Genomic DNA, 22,300 nt, shown 5'->3' with positions numbered 1-22,300 from the left:
CGAGGTTCTGCGGGAGGCTTTTTACGAGTGACTTCCTAGGCTGCCATTAGATGCGGGATTCTGTCGTCTAACAACATCTCGACGAAACGCCGATAACAGTGATTCCGTAAAGCTGGAAGCGACTGTATGGGGGTACCATACATGTATGGATGATGTGATCACGCGGCTATCGGCAGAGGCCAGGGCTTTGGCTGAGGAGTCGGAGGTGGCCCGGCAGCGGATGCTGGTCCTGGCCCGGGGCCGGCAGGAGTGCATTCTGGGTCTTCACGCCTCGGGCCTGTCGGTGCGGGGAATCGCCGAGCGGTTGGGAAGCAGTGCTTCGGTGATCCAGGACGCGATCCGCACAGCCAAGGGACGGCATCCGCAAGCGCGGCGTGAGGAGCGGTTCCCGTTTGAACTGCATGTCATGCTGGGGATGAGGTTGCGGGAGAATCCGTCGCGGCTGCGGAGCCTCGCGCGGGAGAATCTTGAACGTCTGCGTCGCACTCCGCGGGCGGCTGTCGCTGAGCGGTGGCTGGACCGGTGGGAAGAACTTCTTCGCTTGCCTGATGACGAGCTGGAGAAGGCGATGCTGGCCGATGACGAGGAGGGAAGGGACCTGCGCCAGATCAGCCCCTTTGCCGGGGCACTAAGCCCCGAGGACAGGCTGGTTGCGATGAAGAAGGCGCAGTTACTTGCGAAGGGATGAACTCGAGCACGCAATCCGTGCCGCGACGCAGATCATCAAAGATGACCAGGTCATCATCATCGGCAGCCAGTCGATCCTCGGTTCCTACACTGAGGATCAGCTGCCCGCCGAGGCCACGATGTCCCCGGAGATTGACATCGCGCCGATGCGTGATGCGGACGCCGATGCCCTGAGTGATCAGCTCAGCTTCGACGTGGGGGAGTGGTCGGAGTTCCATGCAACCTACGGCTTCTACATCGAAGGGGTCGGCAAAAGAACCGCGATCCTGCCTCCCGACTGGGAATACCGTCTGGTCGGAGTGCGCAGCGAAGCCACAAACAACGCCGCAGGGCTCTGCCTGGACCCCCATGACCTATGCGTTGCGAAACTCATGGCACACCGCGAAAAGGACTTCGAGTTCGTTCGAGCACTGGTGGACGCCCGGCTGATTGACCCAGTAGTTCTGCAGCAGCGGCTGGCATCGATCGACTTGGCCCTTGTCCAGAGCGATCAGGACATCGATGTGCTGGACTACCGGCAACGGAACGCCATTGCCTGGGCAGCCGCCCTGACGAGCTGAAAATAAGGGCATATCTGACGCCTCAAGCGGTGCATTGCGTAAGAATAATGTCCAGAATCGATGTACTGACAGGTGCTGCGGATCATCTCAGATCTCAAGCTGACAGTCCGCAACCAACGCAAGCACGTCCATCGGCTCGAGAACGGTCGAAACAGGCCAAAGCATCAGGAAATGATGACACCCACTCGGGACGAACGGCGCGATGCCACCTGTTGCGGCTCTGCCGGCACAGGGCGTCAGACCCATCCACCGGGCACGGGGCGAGTCTTCCCATGTCGGACGGCTCCAACGTCAGGTTGGGGTGTAGTTCAGCCGGATATGAGAGTCCCTTGTACTACGCCTGGACCCTGGAGCTTCTGTTCCAGAATGCAGGTTTTTCACTGTTCCATTTGCTGTTTGGCTGATCCCGCTTCAGCATGGGTGTCGCGCAAGCACAGGGTTAGCGGGGCCGCTGCGGATAAGCTGCGAGTATGACTGACTTCGTGCGCTTGTTAGCTTCCCGACAGCTCACCGATTACCGGTCGGGGAATCCGGGCACGTTCTTCGCCGATCCCGAACGTCCGCAGCTCAGCCTCGACGAGGCCTACCGGGTGCAGGATGAGGTGGGTGCGCTGCGTGCGCCAGCGGAGCGGGTGGTCGGCTTCAAGGTGGGCTGCACCGGTCCGGGCACCCGCGCGCAGTTCGGGCTGGACGGACCGATCCGGGGGCTCCTTTATGAAAGCGAGCTACACACTCCGGCAGTGAGCTCTCCCACCAGGCCTATGACGGTCTTGCAATCGAGGGCGAACTGGCCGTGCGCTTGGGCGACGAGGGCCAGATCGCACAGGTCTTCCCGGTCATCGAACTCCATAACTACGTCTTCCGGGGAAAGCTGCCGACGCTGCAGGAACTCGTGGCCAACAACGGCATTAACGCCGGAGTGGTGCTTCCGCTAACGGCGGCGGAATTGCCTTGGCCCGGGGATGAGGCGTTGACTGGTCGCTTGAGCGTTCAGATCAACGGGATCTGCATCGACCAAGGGCCGATGGGTGGCGTTCCCGGAGGCCCGGCGGGGTCGCTGCGGTGGTTGGCGGGGCATTTGAACGACTACGGCCTACGTCTGAGCCCCGGACAACTGATCCTCACGGGCACGCCGTTGGGACTGATCCGGGTGCAGCCAGGGGACCACGTCCAGGTGACCGCTGAGGGCTTCGGTGACGTTGAGGCTACTATCCTCTCCTGAGGCCCCAACCGTTTTCCGCGCTGCTGCCCTTTACCGTTCCTGCAGTCGGCAGTGGTGTTGGTTCGTCCACAGCCGCGGCACTGACTACTGACCCGACAAAATGCCGCCGCGGCTGTGGTGGGTGGGATGAAGGTTCAGCCCTCGCAGGAGCAGCACGTTTTTCTAGACGAGCGGTTCAGCCGCCACCCTGAGCTCGCGAAGTTCGTCCTCCACCGCACGCGAGGGCCAGTGGTCACCAGCCAGCTCCTGAATCCGGTTCCGATCCGCTGCCGGAAATAGCTTCTCAAGCACTCCTGCCGCGTGCAGGAGCGCGATCAGTGCACGGGTCCTGGGATCGGTATCGGCATGGGCAGCCTCTGGAGTCACCGGCTTTGCGGCGGGGGATTTTGACGTCGAATCGGCCGGGGCACCGCTGAGTGTCGATTCGATCTTCTTGAGGAGCGCGGCCTCTGGAGCATGGTCCTTCTCGGGGTACCGCACACGCTTAAAAACGCCGAGGTGCTTTTCCCCGACTTGATCCAGGATGCCGCGTGAGGCCATGCTCTCGTAGACGCGCTGCACTTCTGCGCGGCCTTCCAGTATGGAGACCCACTTTTTGGGAGAGTGCGGACGGGATTTGTGGCGAATGATCTCCAGCTCGTGCCGGAGATGCGTTTGCGGCTCTGTACCCGTGGCCCGGAGATTCTTTCCCTGCAGTTCGATTGCCTCAAGCAAGTCTAGTTCAGCCAGGATTGCCCCGGCCACCGCGGTCCTGAGTATGTATGCCGGCAGCTCTGGTTCACCGTCGATATCGTTCGTTGCCAGGAGGAGGAATGCCTGTGGAAGGCTGAGCTCCCCGGCTTTAGGTGTTTGAGGATCCATAACGATCATGGTGCCCCCGTAAGGCATCCGTCACAACCAGTCGCGTTGATTCATTGAAGATGCGTGGGTGCTGGATGCGAAGGATTAGGCGTTTATCTGCCAAACCGATGGCAGTGTGCCTGCCATTGAGGGTGCCACGGCAGCGCTCGTGGGTTGCCCCATCTGTGCTGCCGTGGCTGCTGCTTCTGCCTTAGTTCCTCCGCCAGGTGGTTATTTCGCGGCGACGGTGGTGGACAGCCGGAGCCAGGTGTCCACCACGGTGTCCGGGTTCAGTGAAACGGACTCGATGCCCTGATCCACCAGCCACTCGGCGAGGTCCGGGTGGTCGCTGGGACCCTGCCCGCAGATCCCCACGTACTTGCCGCGCTCCCGGCAGGCCTTGATGGCCATACTGAGGAGCTTCTTGACCGCCGGATCCCGTTCGTCGAAACCGCCGGACACGATCGCCGAGTCCCGGTCCAGGCCGAGGGCCAGCTGGGTCATGTCGTTGGAGCCGATCGAGAAACCGTCAAAGTAGTCCAGGAACTCGTCGGCGAGCAGCGCGTTGGAGGGAAGCTCACACATCATGATCACCTCCAGGCCGTTCTCGCCGCGGACCAGTCCGTTCTCGGCAAGCAGCTCAATGACGCCGCGGGCCTCATCAAGGGTCCGCACGAACGGGATCATCAGCTTGACGTTGGTCAGGCCCATCTCGTTGCGGACGAAGGACAGGGCCTCGCACTCCAGATCAAAGCAGTCGCGGAAGGACGGCTCCAGGTAGCGTGAAGCGCCCCGGAATCCGAGCATTGGGTTTTCCTCGTGTGGCTCGTACGCCGGCCCGCCCAGGAGGTTGGCGTACTCGTTGGACTTGAAGTCGGACATGCGCACAATCACCGGTTCCGGCGCGAACGCCGCCGCGATGGTGGACACGCCCTCAGCCAGGCGCTTGATGTAGTACTCGCGCGGGTTGCTGTACGCCGCGATCCGTTCCCGGATCTCCGCGGCCACATCCTCCGGCTGGCTGTCCAGGTTCAGCAGGGCCTTGGGGTGGATGCCGATCTGGCGGTTGATGATGAACTCGAGCCGGGCCAGGCCCACACCGTGGTTGGGCAGCTGGGCGAAGGTGAACGCCTGTTCCGGGGTGCCCACGTTCATCATGACCTTCACCGGGGCGTCGGGCATCTTGGTGATCCCGGTTTCCTCCACGGTGAAGTCCAGCAGGCCCGCGTAGATGGTGCCGGTCTCGCCGTCGGCGCAGGAGACGGTGACCTCCAGCCCGTCGGACAGGGAGTCCGTGGCGGTGCCGGTTCCCACAACGGCGGGGATCCCCAGTTCCCGGGCGATGATGGCGGCGTGGCAGGTCCTTCCGCCGCGGTTTGTGACGATGGCGGAGGCGCGTTTCATGATCGGTTCCCAGTCGGGATCGGTCATGTCCGCCACGAGGACGTCGCCGGTCTGGAACGCGGCCATCTGGTCGATGGCGGTGAGGATGCGGACGCTGCCGGCGCCGATCCGCTGGCCGATCGCGCGGCCCTCGGCCAGCACGGGGCCGGTTTCGTTGAGGCGGAAACGGCTCTGGCTGCCGGGGGCGCGGCGGGACTGCACGGTTTCCGGGCGTGCCTGCAGGACGTACAGGCCGCCGTCGATCCCGTCCTTGCCCCACTCGATGTCCATGGGACGGCCGTAGTGGTTCTCGATGGCCACCGCGTGGCGGGCGAGCTGCTCCACGTCCTCATCGCTGAGGCTGAAGCGGTTCCGCAGGGACGCCTCCACCGGCACGAAGTCGATGGTGCGGCCGATCTCCTGACTGGCCGTGTAGGTCATCTGCAGGGCCTTCTCGCCCAGTCCCCGCTTGAGGATGGCGGGCCGGCCGGCCTGCAGTGCCGGCTTGTAGACGTAGAACTCGTCCGGGTTCACGGCGCCCTGGACCACGGCCTCGCCGAGCCCGTAGGAGGAGGTGACGAACACGGCGTCCTGGAAGCCCGACTCGGTGTCCATGGTGAACATGACGCCGGAGGCCCCGACGTCGGAGCGCACCATCCGCTGGATCCCCGCCGAGAGTGCCACGTCCGCGTGTTCGAACTTGTGGTGCACCCGGTAGGCGATGGCACGGTCGTTGTAGAGCGACGCGAAGACATCCTTGATGGCTGCCAAAATGTTCTCGATCCCGCGGACGTTCAGGAACGTCTCCTGCTGCCCGGCGAAGGACGCGTCGGGCAGGTCTTCCGCCGTCGCACTGGACCGCACGGCCCAGGAGAGGTCATCGGAGCCGCCGTGCTTTTCCACGAGTTCCCGGTAGGCGTTCCGAAGCTGCTCTTCGAAGTCCGGCAGGAAGGGCGTCTGGCGCACCAGGGTCCGGATCTCCTGCCCGGCAGCGGCCAGGGCCGTCACGTCATCGGTGTCCAGGCCCACCAGCCGGTCGGCGATCTGCTGGTCCAGTCCGGAATCGGCCAGAAAATGGCGGTAGGCATCGGCAGTGGTGGCGAAACCGTCCGGCACCTGGACGCCGGCAGAGGTCAGGTTCTGCACCATCTCCCCGAGGGAGGCGTTCTTGCCGCCCACCCGGTCCAGGTCCTTGAGTCCGAGTTCCGAGAACCACAGGATGTCCGTTGTCATTATGTACTGCTCCTTTGCAGAGGGTGGTGTGCAGGGGCGTGCCCGGTCGTTGAATGGTTGTCGGTAAGCGGGCAGGACCTGTTTACAGTGGCAGGTCGGCGGAGGCCTTGCCACATGATCTACGCCACATTCAGGGTGGGTCTTTCTAGTGTTTGAGGTTCATTTTTTGCAGGATGGTCGCGGCCATTTCCTCGATCGAGACGCTGGCCGAATTGAGGTACGGGATCCCGTAGGACTCGTATAACCGCTCTGCGCTGCGCAGTTCGAAGCCGCATTGGCGAAGTGATGCGTAGGGTGAACCGCGGCGCCGTTCGGTGCGGACCTGGCTCAGGCGCAGCGGGTTGGTGGTCAGGCCGAAACACTTCGACACGAAGGGCCTGAGCGGTTGGGGAAGTCCTTCGCGTTCAAAGTCCTCGTCCACCAAGGGAAAGTTGGCGGCGAAGATCCCGTGCTGCAGTGCCAGGTACATGGTGGTGGGTGTCTTGCCGCAGCGGGACGGGGCCACCAGGATCACCTGGGCCTTCTCCAGGGCCCGGAGGCTCTGGCCGTCGTCGTGTTCCATGGCGTACTCGACCGCGGCCATCCTGGACTGGTACCGGGCGGCGTTCCCGAGTCCGTGTGCCCGGCCGGGCTCCCCGCTGGCCAACGTGCCGAGCCCCTGCTCGAGAACTCCGATATGGGTTCCGATGAGGTCCACGACGATCCCCTTGCACGTGGCAAGAATCTGCCGGATTTCGCTGTTTACTGCGGTGGAAAACACGATGGGCTGCAGACCGGTAGCGGTGTGGCTGTCGATGGTTTCGACGACGGAGCGCGCCTGCCGTGCGGTGGTGATGAAGGGGATGGTGATGCGGTCAAAGTTATTGACGGGAAACTGGGTCAACAAAGTGTTGCCGAGGGTTTCCGCAGTGATGCCGGTGCTGTCGGAGAGGAAGTAGACAGGCCGGAGGTCCCCGCTGGTCATGCTCTTTCCGTTACTGCTGTGCGGATGCGGTACCGCATCCGTCCGTGGGTGGCGTCTTCACTCCGGTACCGGTCATGTCCGGTGTGGAGCGCGGACCAGGTCATACGGTAGGCGCGGGTACCTTTTAGTTGCTTTGGTTCCACCCACACCTCGTGTCCTTCCACGACTTCGATGAGTACGCGGCCTGTCAGCCCATCGGCGGCGATCCACAGGGCGGAGGAATCGGGCATGACGTCTTCGACGAGCCCTGTGCGGATAGTGGTCCCGTTTTTTCGGACTTCCACGACGGCGCCGCGGAGAGTGTTCCAGGTGTCATGGCGGTAGACGGGCATGGGTTGCCTTTCGTTCAGCGGCGGTGGGGAACGGGTGGGCGCCGGCACTGCGGGGGGCACGACCTGGATCGCGGCCATGCCCCCGTCGTCCGTGAGTCTTAGCGGGCGATGATGACGTCGAGTGTGCGGGGGCCGTGAACTCCCTCAACCCGTTCCAGTTCGATGTCGCTGGTGGCGCTGGGCCCACTGATCATGGTCAAAGGCCGGGTGCCGTCGATCCGGCGCAGGGCCTCGGGCAGGATCCCGGCGATGTCGGCGACTTCCACAACACAGATGTGGTGGTCCGGGACGAGGGTGATCGCGCGGCGGCCCTGGTTGGGGCTGCCGTCCAGGATGATGGTCCCGGTCTCGGCGACGGCCACGGCGCTTCCCGTCACGACGGCGTCGACCCCATCGAGCTCGGCGACGCTCAGTGGCGCGGTCACCGAGTCCAGGCGCCGCCGGCTGTCCTGTTCGAGTTCCAGTCCGGTAAGCCAGCCGGCGTCCAGCCCGGCTGGCACAACGTAGCTGCCGGCCCCGGCGAGGACCTCTGCAATCTTGGCAGGAACGTCCGCGGTGTCCACGATGGAGACCCGGGCTTTGTAGTCGATCAGGCGGTCCACCAGCAGCTCGATCAGTACGGCTTCGTCCAGCTGGCTCGAGGCCCGGTACCCACGGGGGATAACGGGAACCTCGGGGGCGTCTTTCAGGGCGGTGCGGATCCGGTCGAGGATCTCTTCGCGGGCGCTCATGGCTGGTCTTCCTGGTCGTGGGCTGCGGCGGGGGCGGTGTCCGGGGCGTGGTGTTCCTTCTTCCACCAGTCGCGGAAGGATTGCTTGGGCGGGGCCGGGATGTCGCGGCTTTGCGTCCAGCCGGCGGCTATGCCGGGCAGTTTGGTGATTTTCTTGTCGGGGCCGGCCGCCAGGCGTCCCAGTGGCAGTCCTTTTTCAAGCATGCCCAGCCGCTTGCCGGAGGACAACGCCCAGGAGGCAGCGTTCATGCCGATGTCCATTTGGGTGGGGATTTTCTTTTTCCCGCGTTTGCTGTCCACGTCCGCGCTGCGCAGATGCACCAGGATGTCCGGGATGTTGATCTTCACCGGGCAGGCGTCGTAGCAGGCCCCGCACAGTGAGGACGCGTAGGGCAGCGAGTTGTTCTCCTCGGCCTGGATGCCGGTCATCAGGGGTGAGAGGATCGCCCCGATCGGGCCTGGATAGGTTGACCCGTAGGCGTGGCCGCCGGTGCGTTCGTAGACGGGGCAGACGTTCATACAGGCGCTGCACCGGATGCAGTGCAGTGCGGAGCGGCCCATCTCATCGGCCAGGGCAGCGCTGCGGCCGTTATCCAGCAATACCAGGTGCACGTTCTGGGGCCCGTCTCCTTCGGTGACGCCGGTCCAGAGGGAGGTGTAGGGGTTCATCCGCTCACCGGTTGAGGACCGCGGGAGGAGCTGCATGAACACTTCCAGGTCCTGCCAGGTGGGCAGGAGCTTCTCCACGCCCATCACCGTGATCAGAGTCTCGGGCAGGGTCAGGCACATCCGGCCGTTGCCTTCGGATTCAACCACGGCGAGGGTACCGGAATCTGCCAGGGCGAAGTTGGCGCCGGAGACGGCGACCTTGGCAGTGAGGAATTTCCGGCGCAGGTGCGCCCTTGCCGCGCCGGCAAGGCGTGCCGGGTCGTTGGTCAAATCAGGGTCCACGCCCTCCATTTCGCGCAGGAATATGTCCCGGACCTGGGTGCGGTTTTTGTGGATCGCCGGGACCAGGATATGGCTGGGTTTGTCGTGGTCCAGCTGGACGATCAGCTCGGCGAGGTCGGTCTCATAGGCGGCGATGCCCTGTTCTTCGAGGTACTCGTTGAGGCCGATCTCCTGGGTGGCCATGGACTTGATCTTGACTGCTTCGGTTTCCCCGGTCGCCCGGATCAGCCCGGCCACGATCTCGTTCGCCTCATCGGCGTCCCTGGCCCAGTGGATCACGCCGCCGCGGGCGGTGAAGTTCGCCTCGAACTGTTCCAGGAGCTCGGGCAGGCGGGCCATCACAGATTCCTTGATGGCGGAGCCGGCGTCGCGCAGGTCTTCCCAGTCAGGCAGTTCAGAAACCACGTTGAGCCGTTTGTCCCTGATGGTGTGGGTGGCGTGGCCAAGGTTGGCCCGGAGCTGGGCGTTGCCAAGCTCCCGGTGGGCCGCCTTTGGGAAGGACTCGGAGGCGTGGAGGTTGCCTGTGCCGTAGACGGGCAGGGAGGGCATGCCAAGGAAGGTGCTCATCGTGTTGCCTTTCCGGTGGAAACGAGCACATCGCCGCTAACGGACGCGGGCTCCTCCACGGTGCTTGCAAGGATTTCGGCCAGGTGCAGGGTGGTGACGTCGCTGCCCTGCCGGGAGAGGCCGCCGCCGATGTGCATCAGGCAGGAGGCGTCCCCGCCGGCGCACAGGCTGGCGCCGGTGGAGGCGATGTTGGCCGTCTTGTCCTCCAGCATGGCCGAGGAGACATCGGCGTTCTTCATTGAGAACGTGCCGCCGAATCCGCAGCACTGGTCTGCTTCGGGCAGCTCGGCCATGTCGATTCCCTGTACGGTGGCCAGCAGCCGTGATTGCCGGTCACCCAGCCGCAGCAGGCGCATGCCGTGGCAGCTTGGGTGGTACGTGACCCGGTGCGGGAAGTAGGAGCCCAGCTGCGCGCCGGCATCGGTGACGCCCAAGACGTCCACCAGGAGCTCTGAAAGTTCGTAGGTTTTGGCGCCTACGGCGGTGGCACGGGCTTCCAGGTCCTTGTCGCCGCAGGCGCGCGCGACCATGGGGTGCTGGTGCTTCACGGACGCGACGCAGGACCCCGAGGGAGCGACGGCAACGTCGTAATCCTCCGTGTCGAAGGCATTCACGTGGTTGGCGATAACGGGGACGGCTTCTTTGATGTAGCCGCTGTTGACGTGCATCTGCCCGCAGCAGGCCTGGCCGGACGGGAACACGACCTCGTGGCCCAGCCGCTCCAGAATCTTTACGGTGGCCCGCGCCGTGGCGGGGTACATCGCATCCACGATGCACGTAGCGAACAAAGCGATTCGCATGGCAGCCTTTCGGGCTAAGGGGTTGTGGTCTGACCATAGTAGATCACGTGACCGGCGCCACTGGCAACCACCGTGGTGCGCGTGAAGGGGCTCACAAACAGGGGAGATGTACGCTACACTCTACTGGTCCGACCACAGTGGTCAGACCATACTCCCCCTGTCGTCCCCTCAATGTGGAGGAACTCCGTGGACCAGTTCACCCCCAGCACCGACCCGGTGCTCAACAGCGTCATGTGGTCGGCCATCGTCGCCCTGCTGCCGCTGCTGACGTTCTTCATCCTGCTCGCCGTCGTCAAGACCAGGGCCCATGTTGCCGGGGCCTTCGCCCTGCTAGCGGCCCTCCTCGTCGGCATCGTGGCGTTCCAGATGCCGGCCGGCCTTGCACTGCTGTCCGCGACCCAGGGCGGAGTCTTCGGCGCCTTCCCCGTGCTGTGGATCGTCATCATGGCCGTCTGGCTGTACCAGGTCACAGTTCTCAGCGGGCGCTTCGAGGACCTCCGCCGCGTCTTTGACGTGATCGGTAAAGGTGACGTGCGCCTGCAGGCGGTCCTGATCGCGTTCTGCTTCGGCGGGCTGCTGGAGGCCCTCGCAGGGTTCGGCGCACCGGTTGCGATCACCGCCACCATGCTGCTCGCTCTCGGGCTGCCGCCGCTGCGTGCCGCGGCCGCTGTGCTGGTGGCCAACACCGCCCCGGTGGCCTTCGGCGCCATGGCCATTCCGATTACGACCGCCGCCGGGCTTACCGGCCTTCAGGCCACGGACATTGCCTCCATCGTTGGCCGTCAGGCTCCACTGCTGGCCACCATCGTGCCGCTGATCCTGCTCTTTATCCTCGACGGCCGCAAGGGCCTGAAAGACTGCTGGCCCGCCGCACTCGTCGTCGGCTTCTCCTTCGCCGTTGCCCAGTTCCTCTGCTCGAACTACTTCTCGTACGAACTCACTGACATCGTCGCTTCTCTCGCCGGACTCGGCGCGGCAGTGCTGTTCTTCCGCGTCTGGACTCCCAAGGGCAGCATCGCGGCACGCGAACGCCTCGGCGTGCTCTCTGAGGCAGCCGAGAAGGCCTCCGCCACGGCAGGCGGCGGCTCACACCGGGCCTCTGCAGTCGCGACCGCTGACACCGGCGACGACCGCCTGACGCCCATGCGCACCTGGCTGGCCCTGTTCCCGTACTTCCTCGTGATCGTCGTCTTCGGCATCGCAAAGCTGTGGAAACTGGGCGTGAACGTCCCCGCATTCCTCGCCTCGACTGATATCAAGATCCCGTGGCCGATCCTGCACGACGCCCTTGTCAACGCCGAAGGCAAGCCCGTCTCCTCCACCATCTACTCATTCCAGTGGCTCTCCACCCCCGGCACCCTGCTGCTGCTCACCGGCCTGATCGTCGCCGCTGTGTATTCCAAGTACAACGACGGCGGCCGCTACCGCATCACAATTGGAGACGCGGTAAAGGAAATTTGGAACACCATTTACCGGATGCGCTGGGCAGGTTTGACGATCATCACCGTCCTCGCGCTTGCCTACGTCATGAACTTCTCCGGTCAGACGATCTCCATCGGCACCTGGCTGGCCGGCACCGGTACCTTCTTCGCGTTCCTTTCACCGGTACTCGGTTGGATCGGCACGGCCGTTACCGGATCCGATACCTCAGCCAACGCCCTGTTCGCCAAACTGCAGCAGACCGCAGGCCTCAAAGCGGGTATCGACCCCGCCCTGCTGGTGGCCGGTAATACCTCCGGCGGTGTCGTGGGCAAGCTGATCAGCCCGCAGAACCTCGCTATCGCGGCGTCCGCGGTCAACCTTGAAGGCAAGGAGTCAGTGATCCTGCGTAAAGTAGTGGGGTGGAGTGTAGCGTTGCTGCTCGTGCTCTGCACGCTCTCCTACCTCCAGTCCACCCCAATCCTTGGCTGGATGCTGCCCTAGGGTCCCGCCCAATCAGTACGGAGTGTGCGGGCCCTTAGGCCCGCACACTCCCCGCGCATTAAGGAACCGCCCGTGCCAACCGTTGAAGCAGGAGCAACCCCAAGACGTCGCACCCATGACGCGCTCCTCAAAGACATCGAAGCGGACCTGCGCTCGGGCAAAATCAAAGTCGGCGACCGCCTCCCCGGCGAACGAACACTCGCCGAAAACTACGGCATCTCCCGGGCCTCAGTGCGCGAAGCCATCCGCGTCCTCGACGCCATGGGAATACTGCGAAGCTCCGTCGGATCTGGACCCACCTCCGGTGCAATCGTCGTCTCCGACCCGTCCGCCGGACTATCGTCCGCATTGCGGCTGCACGTCGCCAGCAGCACACTTCCGGTCGCAGACATCGTGGAGACCCGCATCCTGCTCGAAACCTGGACAGCCCGGGCCGGAGCGAACAGAGCCGGTGGCGAGGAAGACCTGGAGCAGGCCGCTCAACTACTGAACGCCATGGACCATCCCGACATAGACCTTGAAACGTTCCATGAGCTGGACGCGAGGTTCCATGTGGCGCTGAGCTCCCTCGCCGGCAACGCCGTGGTGGCCACCATGATGGAATCCCTCAGCGGTGCCATCGTCGGCTACGTCAAAGGCGCGATGAACGCCATGGACACCTGGCCTGACGTCATTTTCACACTCCGGACCCAGCACCACGGCATCTTCGACGCAGTTCAGGCACGTAACGGAGAACTGGCGGCCCGGCTGCTGCAAGAGCACATCGAATGGTTCCACAAGAAGGCGCAGGAAGCCACTGCCACCTAGGTCAGGCTGGCTCAGTCAGGAGCGAAGCGCAGCTGCCCTGGGCGTTGCAAGAGCGGGCACGAACCGGCGGCAGCAGGTCGCCAATCCCGGTCATATGGGAAACCGTCACGCGGTGCGGCTCATGGATCCATCCACTTGACTGTCAACGACGGCGACACAACTGCTTCTCATGTGTGCCGTCACGTGCGGTTCGGCGCTCTTCCTGGTGTACCTCATGGAGCGGGATTTCTCGCAGCTACTCTTACTCCCGTGCCTTGTAAGCCGATAACGGATATTCCGTCAACCCGGCGAGGCTCGGACAAGCTGCGCTGATGACTTTGTTCCGTCCACAGTTGGGGTCAATTTGGGTTATCCACGGCTGAATTGAATATTGGGAGCCCCTGGATTAGCTCCCGGAGCAGCAGTAGCGGTGGAAACCCATGAGAATTGTCCCTGGGTGTGGGCGGCGGTGGAACCCAGCCTCTCAGTGGACTCGGATTGAATTCCCTTATTTCTGGGGCCCAACAAGGCCGTCTGTGTCAGGTTGGGGTGTACCTAAACCTAGTAATGCCGGGCGTCGAGATTCTCGGCCCTCGGCCATTTTTGGTCACGGTCCGCGATAGCCAGGGCGGCCGTCTAGGGATTGGTACACCCCGTTTCCTATTCCTATCGCACTTGCGCGAGGGCTTCTTCAACGATGTGTTCGGCGATGGCTAGGGAAGCCGTGGCCCCGGGGGAGGGTGCGTTGCGGACCTGAACGAGTCGCCCTGTGGACCGGATGACGAAGTCGTCTACCAGGCTTCCGTCCGCGTTGAGGGCCTGCGCGCGGATCCCACGCACGCCCTTGACCACGTCGGCTGATTCGATGGCGGGCACGAATTTGCGGGCTTCCTCCACGAAGGCTTTCTTACTGACCGCAGTGCGGACCTGCTGAAGCGTCGCGGGGATGTTTTCGGCAGCAAATTTCCAGAAGCCCGGGTAGGTGAGCGTGTCCGTGAGGTCGCGGAGGTTGGGTGCGTTGTTCCGGTAGTTTTCGCGTGCAAGGGACAGGAAGGCGTTGGGTCCGAGCATGACTGCGCCGTCCACGCGTTTGGTCAGGTGTACACCGAGGAAGGGGTACCGGGGGTCCGGGACAGGGTAGATGAGCCCGTTGACCAATGAGGAGCGCTCGGGCCGGAGCAGGAAGTAGTCGCCGTAGAACGGCACGATTTGCGGTCCGTTGTCCTTCTTCCCTGGGGTTCCTGTCTGGTCTGTGACGGCGTTGGCGAGCCTGTCAGACTGCAGGCCCGCGCACGTAATGACCAAGTCGAACGCCTCAGTGTCGAAGCCGGCGCCGGAGACCCTGACCTCGGATCCGGTCACGTCCAGCCCGGTGACTGAGGCGCCGAGACGGATCTGGCCTCCGTCGGCCTCGACGTCCTTGCCGAGTGACCGGGTCAGGCCGGGGTAGTCGATGATGGCAGTGTGAGGGGAGTGCAGGGCGGCGATGCCTCCGGTGCAGGCGGGTTCCAGCTCACGAAGCCGGTCACGGTCGATGAGGGCAACGTCCGGGACACCATTGGCCTTGGCCCGTTCGAAGATGCTGTGCAACCGGTCGAGCTCAAGGCTGTTGTGGGCTACGACAACCTTTCCGCATTCGTCGTAGGCGATGTTGTTCTCAGCGGCGTATTCGGCCAGCAGCTCAACCCCGCGGCGGCAGAGCCGGGCCTTGAGCGAGCCGGGTTCGTAGTAGAGGCCGGCGTGGACGACGCCGGAGTTGTGGCCCGTCTGGTGTCCGGCGAGGTCGGATTCTTTCTCAAAGAGGGTGATTTGGGCGCCGTCGACCATTCGGGATAGCTGCCGGGCCACCGCGGTGCCAATGATTCCGCCGCCGATCACTGCAATTCGATTCGTTGTCATTACTTTTCTTCCGTTGCTGAAATGATGGTGAAGTGAAAAAACTGAGCCGTAGTACGTCCCTTACCGATCAAGCCGTGGAGCTTTTTCGTGAAGCGATCACTTCCGGCGAGCTGGTTGCAGGCGAAACGTATTCAGCCAACAGCCTGGGTGAGCGCATCGGCGTCTCCAGAACCCCGGCCCGCGAGGCCCTGCTGCAGCTGGCACGGGCGGGAATGATCCGGATTGACAAGAACAAGGGAGCCACGATCCTTGCGACCACGCTCACCGATCTGGTGGAGGTCTTCCAGATCCGGCTGATGCTTGAAGTGCCCGCCGCGGCCAAGGTCGCCCGGACGGTTTCCGAGGCCGGAATGAGCCGCATCCTCGAGTGTTTCGCCCATATGCAGGCCGCAGCGGACGAGGATGACGCCGAGGCAACCCTCCGGGCCGACCGCGATTTCCACCTGCAGATTATGGAGAATGCAGGAAACACGAAACTGGTCGACGTCCTTGAAAACCTCCGCAATCTGGTGCTGACGAGGGGGGTGGGGACCGCTCCGGCCGCCCGATCCTGCCAGGACGTCGTTGATGACCACCTCGACATCGTCAAAGCGATCTCAGCGCATGACGGACCGGCCGCCGCAGCCGCCATGCGCCGCCACATCGTCAATACCGCAGAGCTGCTGATCGCACAGGAGGCCGGGGACAGCGGGGAGTTCGACGCCGACGCCGTCACCGAGGCCCTGCGCTGGCCCAACGACTATTCCTGCTGAGTCGCCTGCGAGGCTCAGGGCCTGAGCACTGCCTTGGTGCACTGTCCGGCGGCGACGGTGTCCATTGCCTCATTGACGTCTTCGAGGGCGAAGACGGTTAAGAGGGCGCCCAAGTCGTGCCGCTTGCGCAGCTGGGGCAGCGACTCCACATATTTCACGTAGTGGGCTTCGGCGAAGCCCCAGGAGCCGAAGATCTTGAGCTGCTTTTTCGTGATGTAATGCGGGTTGATGGGCGTGGCCCCGTGGTCGGTGTATTGTCCCAGAACCAGGACCTGTCCGTTGGGGCGGGCCAGGTCCAGGCTTTCGGCCACCGCCGCCGGCACCCCGGCGCATTCGATAACGACGTCCGCGCCCCGCTCCTGCGGGGTCATCTGCCGAAGCTTCTCCAGGCGCGCAGCGGGGTCCGTGTAGATGCCCATGTCTATGACCTCGTCGCAAGCGCCGATTTCAAGGGCGAGTTCAAGGCGGGACGCCGGTGCGCCGAGGAGGATGACCTGGTCCGCGCCCATTTGCTTGGCGTAGATCGCTGCGGCAAGTCCGACGGGGCCGCTGCCTTGCACTGCCACCGTGTCTCCCGGGTGGATCGTGAGGTTTTCCAGCATGCCGTGGAGAGCGGTGGGACCGGCGCAGCCCAGAGCGATCACTTCCTCGAAGGTCACGTCATCGGGAATCCGGATGATCGCTGTGCCGGCTTCTAGGGCGATCTGGCCTGCCATCCCGCCGCGCAAATGCGGGGCGTCGCTGCTGGTCCGATTGATGCCGTAGATTTTACGGGATTTACACAGAGTGCGTTCTTTCAGGACGAGGCACTCATGGCAACGGCCGCAAGGGATGTTGTTGGACCAGACAACTCTGTCGCCCACACGCAGCGGTGCACCATTGATGTCGGTGGACAGGGCCGGATCGAGAGCCGCGATGGTGCCGACGGCTTCGTGGCCCATGACGATGGGCATGGGAACAGGGAGATTCCCTGACTTTAGATGGATGTCGGTGCCGCAGATGCCCGCGTAGGCCACCGCGACCACGGCGCCTCCGGTGGACGGGACGGGTGCAGGGAATTCCTGCATTTCAAGAGGCTTGTTCACAGCCGTGAGGACAGCGGCCTTGATGAGCTCGGTCACGAGATTTTCCTTTTCAGATCTTTTAGGTGTGCGTGAGTTCTTCGACCTTGGGGGCGGTGGCGCCCTTGCGTTCCTTGCCGAGGGTGATCGCGAGCAGCCCGATGAGGGCAGCCCCGGCGATGTACAGCGCAATGCCCCAGGACGCGCCTGTTTCCGTGTAAAGCAGGGCGGCCAGGAAGGGGGCCGGTGCCGAGGTGATGATGCCGCCGATCTGGTAGGCCAGTGAGGCACCTGTGAAGCGGACTTCCGGCTCGAAAAGCTCGGGGATGAAGCTGGCAATGACGGAGTACGCCATGGCATGGGCCACGGGCAGGGCGAGAACCATGGCCAGGACGATCAGGAGGGTCTCACCCGTGTCGACCAGCAGGAATACCGGGTAGGCCAGAAGCGCGACGGCCAGGGCGCCGGCCTGGAGGATCTTCTTCTTGCCGAGCCTGTCCGCCACTGTAGCGACCAGGGGGATGGTGAAGACCTGGATAAAGGCGGCGAAGATAACGGAGAGGAAGATGACGTCCCGGCTGACCCCGACGACTCCGGGGCCGTAGCTGAGCATGTAGACCGAACAGATGTAGAAGATGATGTTCGGCGAGGCCATGGCCAGGGAGCCGAGGATGAGCGGCTTCTTGGCGCTCCGGAATACTTCGAGGAAAGGAACCCGGACGTCTTTCTCCTCCGACTTCATCTTGAGGAACTCCGGCGATTCGGAGACGCGCAGCCGGATGAAGAGTCCGACCACAATCAACAGTGCCGAGAGGAGGAACGGGATGCGCCAGCCCCAGGTGTTGAAGAACTCCGGCGGCGTCTTCTGCATGAGGAAGAAGATGCCGCTGGAGAGCACGAGGGCCGCGGGTACGCCGCACTGGGTCCACGAGGCGTAAAAGGCGCGGCGGTTTGCCGGAGCGTGCTCGAGTGCCATGAGCACCGCGCCGCCCCATTCACCGCCGACGGCAAGGCCCTGCAGGAAGCGCAGGGCAACGAGGATGATCGGCGCAGCAATGCCGATCGCGTCGTAGTTCGGCAGGAGGCCGACGATAAAGGTTGATGCACCCATCACCAGGAGGGACCACACGAGCATCTTCTTGCGACTGTACTTGTCGCCGAAATGCCCGAAGATGGCGCCGCCGAACGGGCGGGCAACGAAGGCTACAGCGAACGTGGCAAGGGACGCGAGGGTGGCCGCTGCCGGATCGAGCGTGGGAAAAAACTGGTTGTTCAGGACCAGTACGGCGGCTGTGCCGAAGATGTAGTAGTCGTACCACTCAATGGTGGTGCCGATCATCGAAGCCGCTGCCACTCTCCGGGGAATAGCGCTGGCTGAACTTGTCTTGGTACTCATGGAGGCCCCGTTGCCTTTCGGTGCTGGAAAGTTAATTACCTCACACAGAATGGCTGCATGTAACATGTAAGTCAACCGCAGCAGCATATTTCGTGGCTGTGCGCCTTCAATTTGCAGACTTGACACCTTCAACAGGAGCAGAGGAATCACATGGTTGAGATCCCAAGCACCACCAAGCTCACCGCCGATCACGGTACTTTCAGCATCCCCACAGGCCTCTTCCTCAATGGAGAGTGGCGGCCCGCGCAGGACGAGGCACACATCCCGGTGGTGAACCCGGCCACCGGCGAAGAGTTCGCAGCCGTCTCGGACGCCTCACTCAAAGACGCGGCAGAGGCCCTCGACGCCGCCTCCGCGGCGCAGGAGGCGTGGGGACTGACCAAGCCGCGCGTTCGGGCCGAGCTCCTGCGTAAGGCCTTTGACGCCGTCATCGCCCGCACGGAAGATTTCGCATGGACGATGGCGACCGAAATGGGCAAACCCTTGGCTGAGGCCAGAGGCGAAGTGGCGTACGCGGCAGAGTTTCTCCGCTGGTTTTCCGAACAGGTACCGTCCCAGACCGGCAATTACGGGCCCGCGCCTGATGGTGATTACCGGATAATAACGACTTACCAGCCAGTGGGTCCGTCGTTGCTGATCACGCCGTGGAATTTCCCTCTCGCCATGGGAACCCGGAAAGTCGGAGCGGCCCTGGCTGCCGGCTGCACTGTGATCATCAAGCCGGCATCCCAGACCCCGCTGACGATGCACCTCTTCGTGGAGGTCCTGCGTTCGGTCGGTATCCCTGATGGCGTCGTCAACCTCGTCACCACCAGCAAGTCAGGGGCACAGTCTGCGGCCTTGATGAGCGACCGGCGCCTGCGCAAGGTCAGCTTTACGGGCTCCACCGGAGTCGGTACGGCCCTGCTGAAGCAGGCGGCGGACAACGTCATGGCATCCTCCATGGAGCTGGGCGGCAACGGGCCATTCCTGGTCCTCTCGGACGCCGACGTCGAGGCAGCCGCGGAGGGGGCAGTCACCGCGAAGTTCCGCAATGCCGGCCAGGCCTGTGTCGCGGCCAACCGGATCATCGTTCACAAGGACGTACTGCCTGCCTTCCGGGAAAGCTTCCTGAAGCGTGTGGCCGAACTGCGTGTCGGCGCCGGCACGGCCGCCGGAACCACCGTGGGTCCGCTCGTCGACGGCAAGCAGCGGGACTCCGTGCTGGAACTCCTGGAAACGGCCAAGGGCGAGGGGGCAAATGTTCTCGCGGGCGGCCACGCGATCGAAGGGGAAGGCTTCTTTATGGAGCCCACCGTCATCGACGGGGTGGCTCCGGGCTCCACGATCGCGCGAGCGGAAATCTTTGGTCCCGTCGCTGTTCTCTATGCGGCCGATTCCGACGACGACGCCATCGACATGGCGAACGACACCGAGTACGGGCTTGTGGCCTACCTGTACACCCAGAATCTCAGCAAGGCGATGCGGGCGGCCGAACGCTTGGAGACAGGAATGGTGGGCATCAACCGCGCGATTATTTCCGAGGCGGCCTCACCGTTCGGCGGTATCAAGTCATCAGGTCTTGGCCGCGAAGGCGGACCTACAGGTATCGAGGAATACCAGGACATGAAATACATCGCCCTGACCCTCTAACACCAAGGAGACAAGCTACGTGAACGCTTCAGGACGCATCCCTGCATTGCCTCGGGCGCGGCGGGCCTCCTAGTGGATCTCGGCATTGAGGGGAAGACAGCCTTCGTGGCGGCGTCTACCGGGGGCCTGGGATTGGCCGTCGCCTCGGCATTGGCCTATGAAGGCGCGAACCTGGTTATCACGGGCCGACGGGGCGAGGAGGCCAGAAGGATCGCAGCAGAGTTGCCATCCGCAGCGATCGGCGTTGAAGCCGATCTGTGCACGCATGACGGCCTCACCGCGGCTGTGACCGCCGCCAACGCTCGCTTTGGGTCCGTGGACATCCTCGTGCTCAACGGACCCGGGCCCGCCCCGGGAACAGCGGCCGGCCTCACCAGTGCAGATATGTCCTCCGCGTTTGATCTCTTGCTTCGGCCCCCGCACGCACTCGTGAGCAGCCTTCTGCCAGGCATGAGAAATCGTCGTTGGGGCCGGATTCTGGCAATAGGCTCAAGCGGTGTGGCCGCCCCATTGCCGAATCTGGCGCTGTCCAACACCGGCCGGGCCGCCTTGGCCGGGTATCTGAAAACGCTCGCGGCGGAGGTGGCTTCGGACGATGTCACAGTCAACATGCTGCTTCCGGGGCGAATCGCGACAGAGCGGACCCGAGGCCTTGACCTTGCCGCAGCCCGACGACGCGGAGTCAGCGTTGACGTCATTGAGGCAGAATCACGTGCGTCCATCCCGGCGGGGCGTTACGGAAGCACCGAGGAATTCGGAGCGACGGCGGCTTTTCTGTGCAGCGGTTTTGCCTCCTATGTCACGGGCACAGCGCTTCGCTGCGACGGTGGGCTGGTTCGGAGCTTATGATCTCGTCCGGTTTCCTTAGTTTTCGCGGGTCAGGCACAGGCGCTCTCTCCCTTACCACCACACCGGGTGGGGGAGAGAGCGCCTGCGCCGACGATCGAGCCCGTCCACCGGCTTCAAAGAAGATCGCCTTGCCAACCGACCTTTACCGACCTTTCGGCCATGCCGAATGATCAGCGCCCTACGAATCGCTCGCTCCGCTCGTCTTAGGGTCAAACGCCATAGCCCCGGTCACACTGGGGGAACTAACCACCATCGCCCGCATCGACCCGGCCCACGGCGGCACGACCGCTTTTCCCGAAGTGGACGTTCCCGATGTGGATGCGTGGTGCGGCAGCATCGCGGAGGAGTTTGGCCTCCTTGTGGCGCCGGGGAACGCGTGCTTCGGCGTCCCCGGCCGCGTGCGGATCAATCTCGGTCTGCGTCCAAAACAAGGGCACAGCGTTTCCCTTGCTGGCACAGGCGTTCACGAAGCTTCATCGAGGGGCAGCCACCAGCAGGTTGGCAGGGCAATGATGAGCTTGCTACAGGTGCCATCGTGGGGCGGTCAGAGGCAGCGGCGGCCCGCGAGAGCGCCCTCACAATCGAGACCCGAGAAAGCCGGACCATGCAAAGAACCATTGACCTCCCAATCACCGTGATTGCAACCGACCGTGCCGGGATGGAAAGCGGACTCGACGAAGCCGTGGCTGTCGCGAGGACGCGGGCATTGCATGAAGGGCGCCAAGGAATCCTGGTAACGAGGCATGACTACTACGCGTTCACGGTCGGCCTTAGCGATGACGTGCCCTTCGGCCTGACCCGCGAATATCAGAACTGGTAAGGCAACCCGCAGGCCCGAGAGACGAATCGGCGAACAGATGGGGTCGGGCATCCGCCCCTTCGAGAGGTTGGGAAAGACGCTTCTCCCCTGTGATTCAGGGCTTTTCGAAGCGCCGATAATGGTGATTCCGTCAAGCCGGCGCCGCACAGGCTATTGCACATGGACGGCGCAGGCGGGGGAGGGCTTACGAGAGTTTGGCCTGGCGGAGGTACTGGTAGACCGTTTCCCGGCTGATCCCAAAATCACGGGCAAGGAGGGCCTTTGGAACACCGCTGCCGGCGCGCTCAACGAGTTCGGCCGCCCGTTCCGGGGTGAGCGTCTTTTTCCGTCCTTTGTAGGCACCGCGCTGCTTGGCCAGCGCGATCCCTTCCCGCTGGCGTTCCCTGATGAGGGAGCGTTCGAATTCAGAAAAGGCTCCCATAACGGAGAGCATGAGGTTTGCCATGGGGGGAGTCCTCGCCGGTGAAGACCAGGCTCTCTTTAACGAACTCCACCCGCACACCTTTGCGCGTGAGGTTTTGGACCAAGGCACGCAGGTCATCAAGGTTCCGGGCTAGCCGGTCCATGCTGTGAACCACTACGGTGTCCCCATCCCGGGCGAACCGCAGCAACTCCGTAAGCTCTGGCCTTGCGGTGTCCCTGCCGGAGGCCTTGTCCGTGAAGACCCGGTCCAGAACCTGGCCCTCGAGCTGGCGTTTCTCGTTCTGATCCAGCGTGCTCACCCGCACGTATCCGATCCGCTGTCCGGCCACTGATCGCCTCCAACCTTGAACCCGTCAGGTTGAGTTCTAGGCTTCTCTCAGAAAGAAGTCAAGACCAACCGCGAACTTGTCAGGTTGGGGTGTAGCTCATGGGACTGTCCGATAAACGGTGTGTCGAGTCCGGCCGGTTTTCATTGTTGAGTGGTTCTTTC

20 protein-coding genes and 1 pseudogene are annotated in these 22,300 nt (G+C 63.5%); 9 read left to right on the top strand and 12 right to left on the bottom strand.

Translation table 11 applies throughout. From position 1 onward, the window contains the following. Positions 1 to 145: 145 nt before the first annotated feature. The 3 genes from HTS88_RS20900 (at position 146) to HTS88_RS22045 (ending at position 2,469) form a co-directional block, all read left to right on the top strand. Positions 146 to 688 (top strand): hypothetical protein, encoded by a 543-nt coding sequence (locus tag HTS88_RS20900; RefSeq protein ID WP_174181943.1) that lies wholly within the window; start codon positions 146 to 148, stop codon positions 686 to 688. Further along, a complete protein-coding gene (locus HTS88_RS20895) occupies positions 675 to 1,247 on the top strand; it encodes a DUF6036 family nucleotidyltransferase (protein ID WP_174181941.1) in 573 nt (190 codons plus the stop codon). Before HTS88_RS20900 ends, HTS88_RS20895 begins: the two co-directional genes overlap by 14 nt. 793 nt (positions 1,248 to 2,040) lie before the next feature. Then, positions 2,041 to 2,469 (top strand): fumarylacetoacetate hydrolase family protein, encoded by a 429-nt coding sequence (locus HTS88_RS22045; protein WP_217432798.1) that lies wholly within the window; start codon positions 2,041 to 2,043, stop codon positions 2,467 to 2,469. A 162-nt stretch (positions 2,470 to 2,631) separates the two neighbouring features. Here the strand turns inward: HTS88_RS22045 and HTS88_RS20885 are convergent, their stop codons facing one another. From HTS88_RS20885 to HTS88_RS20855, 7 genes are all read right to left on the bottom strand, one after another. Next, positions 2,632 to 3,330 (bottom strand): GOLPH3/VPS74 family protein, encoded by a 699-nt coding sequence (locus tag HTS88_RS20885; protein ID WP_141001310.1) that lies wholly within the window; start codon positions 3,328 to 3,330, stop codon positions 2,632 to 2,634. Between the two features lie 210 nt (positions 3,331 to 3,540). After that, positions 3,541 to 5,925, bottom strand: coding sequence for a phosphoenolpyruvate synthase (gene ppsA / locus HTS88_RS20880; RefSeq protein WP_174181939.1), 2,385 nt, complete (start codon positions 5,923 to 5,925; stop codon positions 3,541 to 3,543). Positions 5,926 to 6,070: 145 nt separating this feature from the next. After that, positions 6,071 to 6,889: a pyruvate, water dikinase regulatory protein gene (locus HTS88_RS20875; RefSeq protein WP_174181937.1), complete on the bottom strand. Its 819-nt coding sequence runs from the start codon at positions 6,887 to 6,889 to the stop codon at positions 6,071 to 6,073. Further along, positions 6,886 to 7,221 carry a hypothetical protein gene (locus HTS88_RS20870; protein WP_174181935.1) on the bottom strand — a complete coding sequence of 112 codons (336 nt, stop codon included), beginning with the start codon at positions 7,219 to 7,221 and terminating at the stop codon, positions 6,886 to 6,888. Before HTS88_RS20870 ends, HTS88_RS20875 begins: the two co-directional genes overlap by 4 nt. A 98-nt stretch (positions 7,222 to 7,319) precedes the next feature. After that, positions 7,320 to 7,952: a LutC/YkgG family protein gene (locus HTS88_RS20865; RefSeq protein ID WP_174181933.1), complete on the bottom strand. Its 633-nt coding sequence runs from the start codon at positions 7,950 to 7,952 to the stop codon at positions 7,320 to 7,322. Continuing rightward, the gene (locus HTS88_RS20860; protein ID WP_141001151.1) at positions 7,949 to 9,469 is read right to left on the bottom strand and encodes a LutB/LldF family L-lactate oxidation iron-sulfur protein; all 1,521 of its coding nucleotides are present in this window, start codon (positions 9,467 to 9,469) and stop codon (positions 7,949 to 7,951) included. Before HTS88_RS20860 ends, HTS88_RS20865 begins: the two co-directional genes overlap by 4 nt. Beyond that, positions 9,466 to 10,269, bottom strand: coding sequence for a (Fe-S)-binding protein (locus tag HTS88_RS20855; RefSeq protein WP_141001150.1), 804 nt, complete (start codon positions 10,267 to 10,269; stop codon positions 9,466 to 9,468). Before HTS88_RS20855 ends, HTS88_RS20860 begins: the two co-directional genes overlap by 4 nt. Before the next feature lie 186 nt (positions 10,270 to 10,455). Between HTS88_RS20855 and HTS88_RS20850 the strand changes: the two genes are divergently transcribed. Continuing rightward, on the top strand, positions 10,456 to 12,192 hold the full coding sequence (locus HTS88_RS20850) for an L-lactate permease (protein ID WP_343045041.1): 1,737 nt from the start codon (positions 10,456 to 10,458) through the stop codon (positions 12,190 to 12,192). Between the two features lie 72 nt (positions 12,193 to 12,264). Then, positions 12,265 to 12,999 (top strand): FadR/GntR family transcriptional regulator, encoded by a 735-nt coding sequence (locus tag HTS88_RS20845; protein WP_174181931.1) that lies wholly within the window; start codon positions 12,265 to 12,267, stop codon positions 12,997 to 12,999. Positions 13,000 to 13,644: 645 nt separating this feature from the next. Here HTS88_RS20845 and lhgO read toward each other — a convergent pair. Continuing rightward, positions 13,645 to 14,877, bottom strand: a complete 1,233-nt coding sequence (lhgO, locus tag HTS88_RS20840; protein WP_174181929.1) for an L-2-hydroxyglutarate oxidase — start codon at positions 14,875 to 14,877, stop codon at positions 13,645 to 13,647. A 74-nt stretch (positions 14,878 to 14,951) separates the two neighbouring features. Here lhgO and HTS88_RS20835 point away from each other — a divergent pair, with 74 nt between their 5' ends. Beyond that, positions 14,952 to 15,629 carry a GntR family transcriptional regulator gene (locus tag HTS88_RS20835; RefSeq protein WP_174181927.1) on the top strand — a complete coding sequence of 226 codons (678 nt, stop codon included), beginning with the start codon at positions 14,952 to 14,954 and terminating at the stop codon, positions 15,627 to 15,629. 14 nt (positions 15,630 to 15,643) lie between these two features. Here HTS88_RS20835 and HTS88_RS20830 read toward each other — a convergent pair whose 3' ends face one another. After that, positions 15,644 to 16,750, bottom strand: a complete 1,107-nt coding sequence (locus HTS88_RS20830; protein ID WP_174181925.1) for a zinc-binding dehydrogenase — start codon at positions 16,748 to 16,750, stop codon at positions 15,644 to 15,646. A 22-nt stretch (positions 16,751 to 16,772) separates the two neighbouring features. Beyond that, positions 16,773 to 18,086 carry an MFS transporter gene (locus HTS88_RS20825; protein ID WP_174181923.1) on the bottom strand — a complete coding sequence of 438 codons (1,314 nt, stop codon included), beginning with the start codon at positions 18,084 to 18,086 and terminating at the stop codon, positions 16,773 to 16,775. A 150-nt stretch (positions 18,087 to 18,236) separates the two neighbouring features. Here HTS88_RS20825 and HTS88_RS20820 point away from each other — a divergent pair, with 150 nt between their 5' ends. Together HTS88_RS20820 and HTS88_RS20815 are read left to right on the top strand one after the other, a co-directional pair. Continuing rightward, positions 18,237 to 19,718: an NAD-dependent succinate-semialdehyde dehydrogenase gene (locus tag HTS88_RS20820; protein ID WP_174181921.1), complete on the top strand. Its 1,482-nt coding sequence runs from the start codon at positions 18,237 to 18,239 to the stop codon at positions 19,716 to 19,718. 72 nt (positions 19,719 to 19,790) lie between these two features. Beyond that, positions 19,791 to 20,567, top strand: coding sequence for an SDR family oxidoreductase (locus HTS88_RS20815; RefSeq protein ID WP_174181919.1), 777 nt, complete (start codon positions 19,791 to 19,793; stop codon positions 20,565 to 20,567). 242 nt (positions 20,568 to 20,809) lie between these two features. Here the strand turns inward: HTS88_RS20815 and HTS88_RS20810 are convergent, their stop codons facing one another. Continuing rightward, entirely contained in the window at positions 20,810 to 21,004 is a 195-nt protein-coding gene (locus tag HTS88_RS20810) for a hypothetical protein (RefSeq protein ID WP_174181917.1), read from the bottom strand. 167 nt (positions 21,005 to 21,171) lie between these two features. On the opposite strand from HTS88_RS20810, the gene HTS88_RS20805 reads away from it, so the two are divergent. After that, a complete protein-coding gene (locus tag HTS88_RS20805) occupies positions 21,172 to 21,387 on the top strand; it encodes a hypothetical protein (RefSeq protein WP_217432796.1) in 216 nt (71 codons plus the stop codon). 184 nt (positions 21,388 to 21,571) lie between these two features. On the opposite strand, the pseudogene HTS88_RS20800 reads toward HTS88_RS20805, so the two are convergent. Further along, positions 21,572 to 22,139, bottom strand: a pseudogene (locus tag HTS88_RS20800) (recombinase family protein). Between the last annotated feature and the right edge of the window lie 161 nt (positions 22,140 to 22,300).

It is taken from the genome of Pseudarthrobacter oxydans, assembly GCF_013314975.1.
GTDB classification, from domain to species: domain Bacteria; phylum Actinomycetota; class Actinomycetes; order Actinomycetales; family Micrococcaceae; genus Arthrobacter; species Arthrobacter oxydans.
Note: the sequence above shows the minus strand (reverse complement) of the source record. Positions and strands in the feature narration are given on the sequence as shown.

Excerpts from the sequence above, each read along its gene's own strand:
- HTS88_RS20885 (WP_141001310.1), bottom strand. The coding sequence starts at position 3,330 with ATGGATCCTCAAACACCTAAAGCCGGGGAGCTCAGCCTTCCACAGGCA.
- lhgO (WP_174181929.1), bottom strand. The coding sequence starts at position 14,877 with ATGACAACGAATCGAATTGCAGTGATCGGCGGCGGAATCATTGGCACC.
- HTS88_RS20865 (WP_174181933.1), bottom strand. The coding sequence starts at position 7,952 with ATGAGCGCCCGCGAAGAGATCCTCGACCGGATCCGCACCGCCCTGAAA.
- HTS88_RS20805 (WP_217432796.1), top strand. The coding sequence starts at position 21,172 with ATGCAAAGAACCATTGACCTCCCAATCACCGTGATTGCAACCGACCGT.
- HTS88_RS20855 (WP_141001150.1), bottom strand. The coding sequence starts at position 10,269 with ATGCGAATCGCTTTGTTCGCTACGTGCATCGTGGATGCGATGTACCCC.
- HTS88_RS20860 (WP_141001151.1), bottom strand. The coding sequence starts at position 9,469 with ATGAGCACCTTCCTTGGCATGCCCTCCCTGCCCGTCTACGGCACAGGC.
- HTS88_RS20900 (WP_174181943.1), top strand. The coding sequence starts at position 146 with ATGGATGATGTGATCACGCGGCTATCGGCAGAGGCCAGGGCTTTGGCT.
- HTS88_RS20870 (WP_174181935.1), bottom strand. The coding sequence starts at position 7,221 with ATGCCCGTCTACCGCCATGACACCTGGAACACTCTCCGCGGCGCCGTC.
- ppsA (WP_174181939.1), bottom strand. The coding sequence starts at position 5,925 with ATGACAACGGACATCCTGTGGTTCTCGGAACTCGGACTCAAGGACCTG.
- HTS88_RS20820 (WP_174181921.1), top strand. The coding sequence starts at position 18,237 with ATGGTTGAGATCCCAAGCACCACCAAGCTCACCGCCGATCACGGTACT.
- HTS88_RS20875 (WP_174181937.1), bottom strand. The coding sequence starts at position 6,889 with ATGACCAGCGGGGACCTCCGGCCTGTCTACTTCCTCTCCGACAGCACC.
- HTS88_RS20825 (WP_174181923.1), bottom strand. The coding sequence starts at position 18,086 with ATGAGTACCAAGACAAGTTCAGCCAGCGCTATTCCCCGGAGAGTGGCA.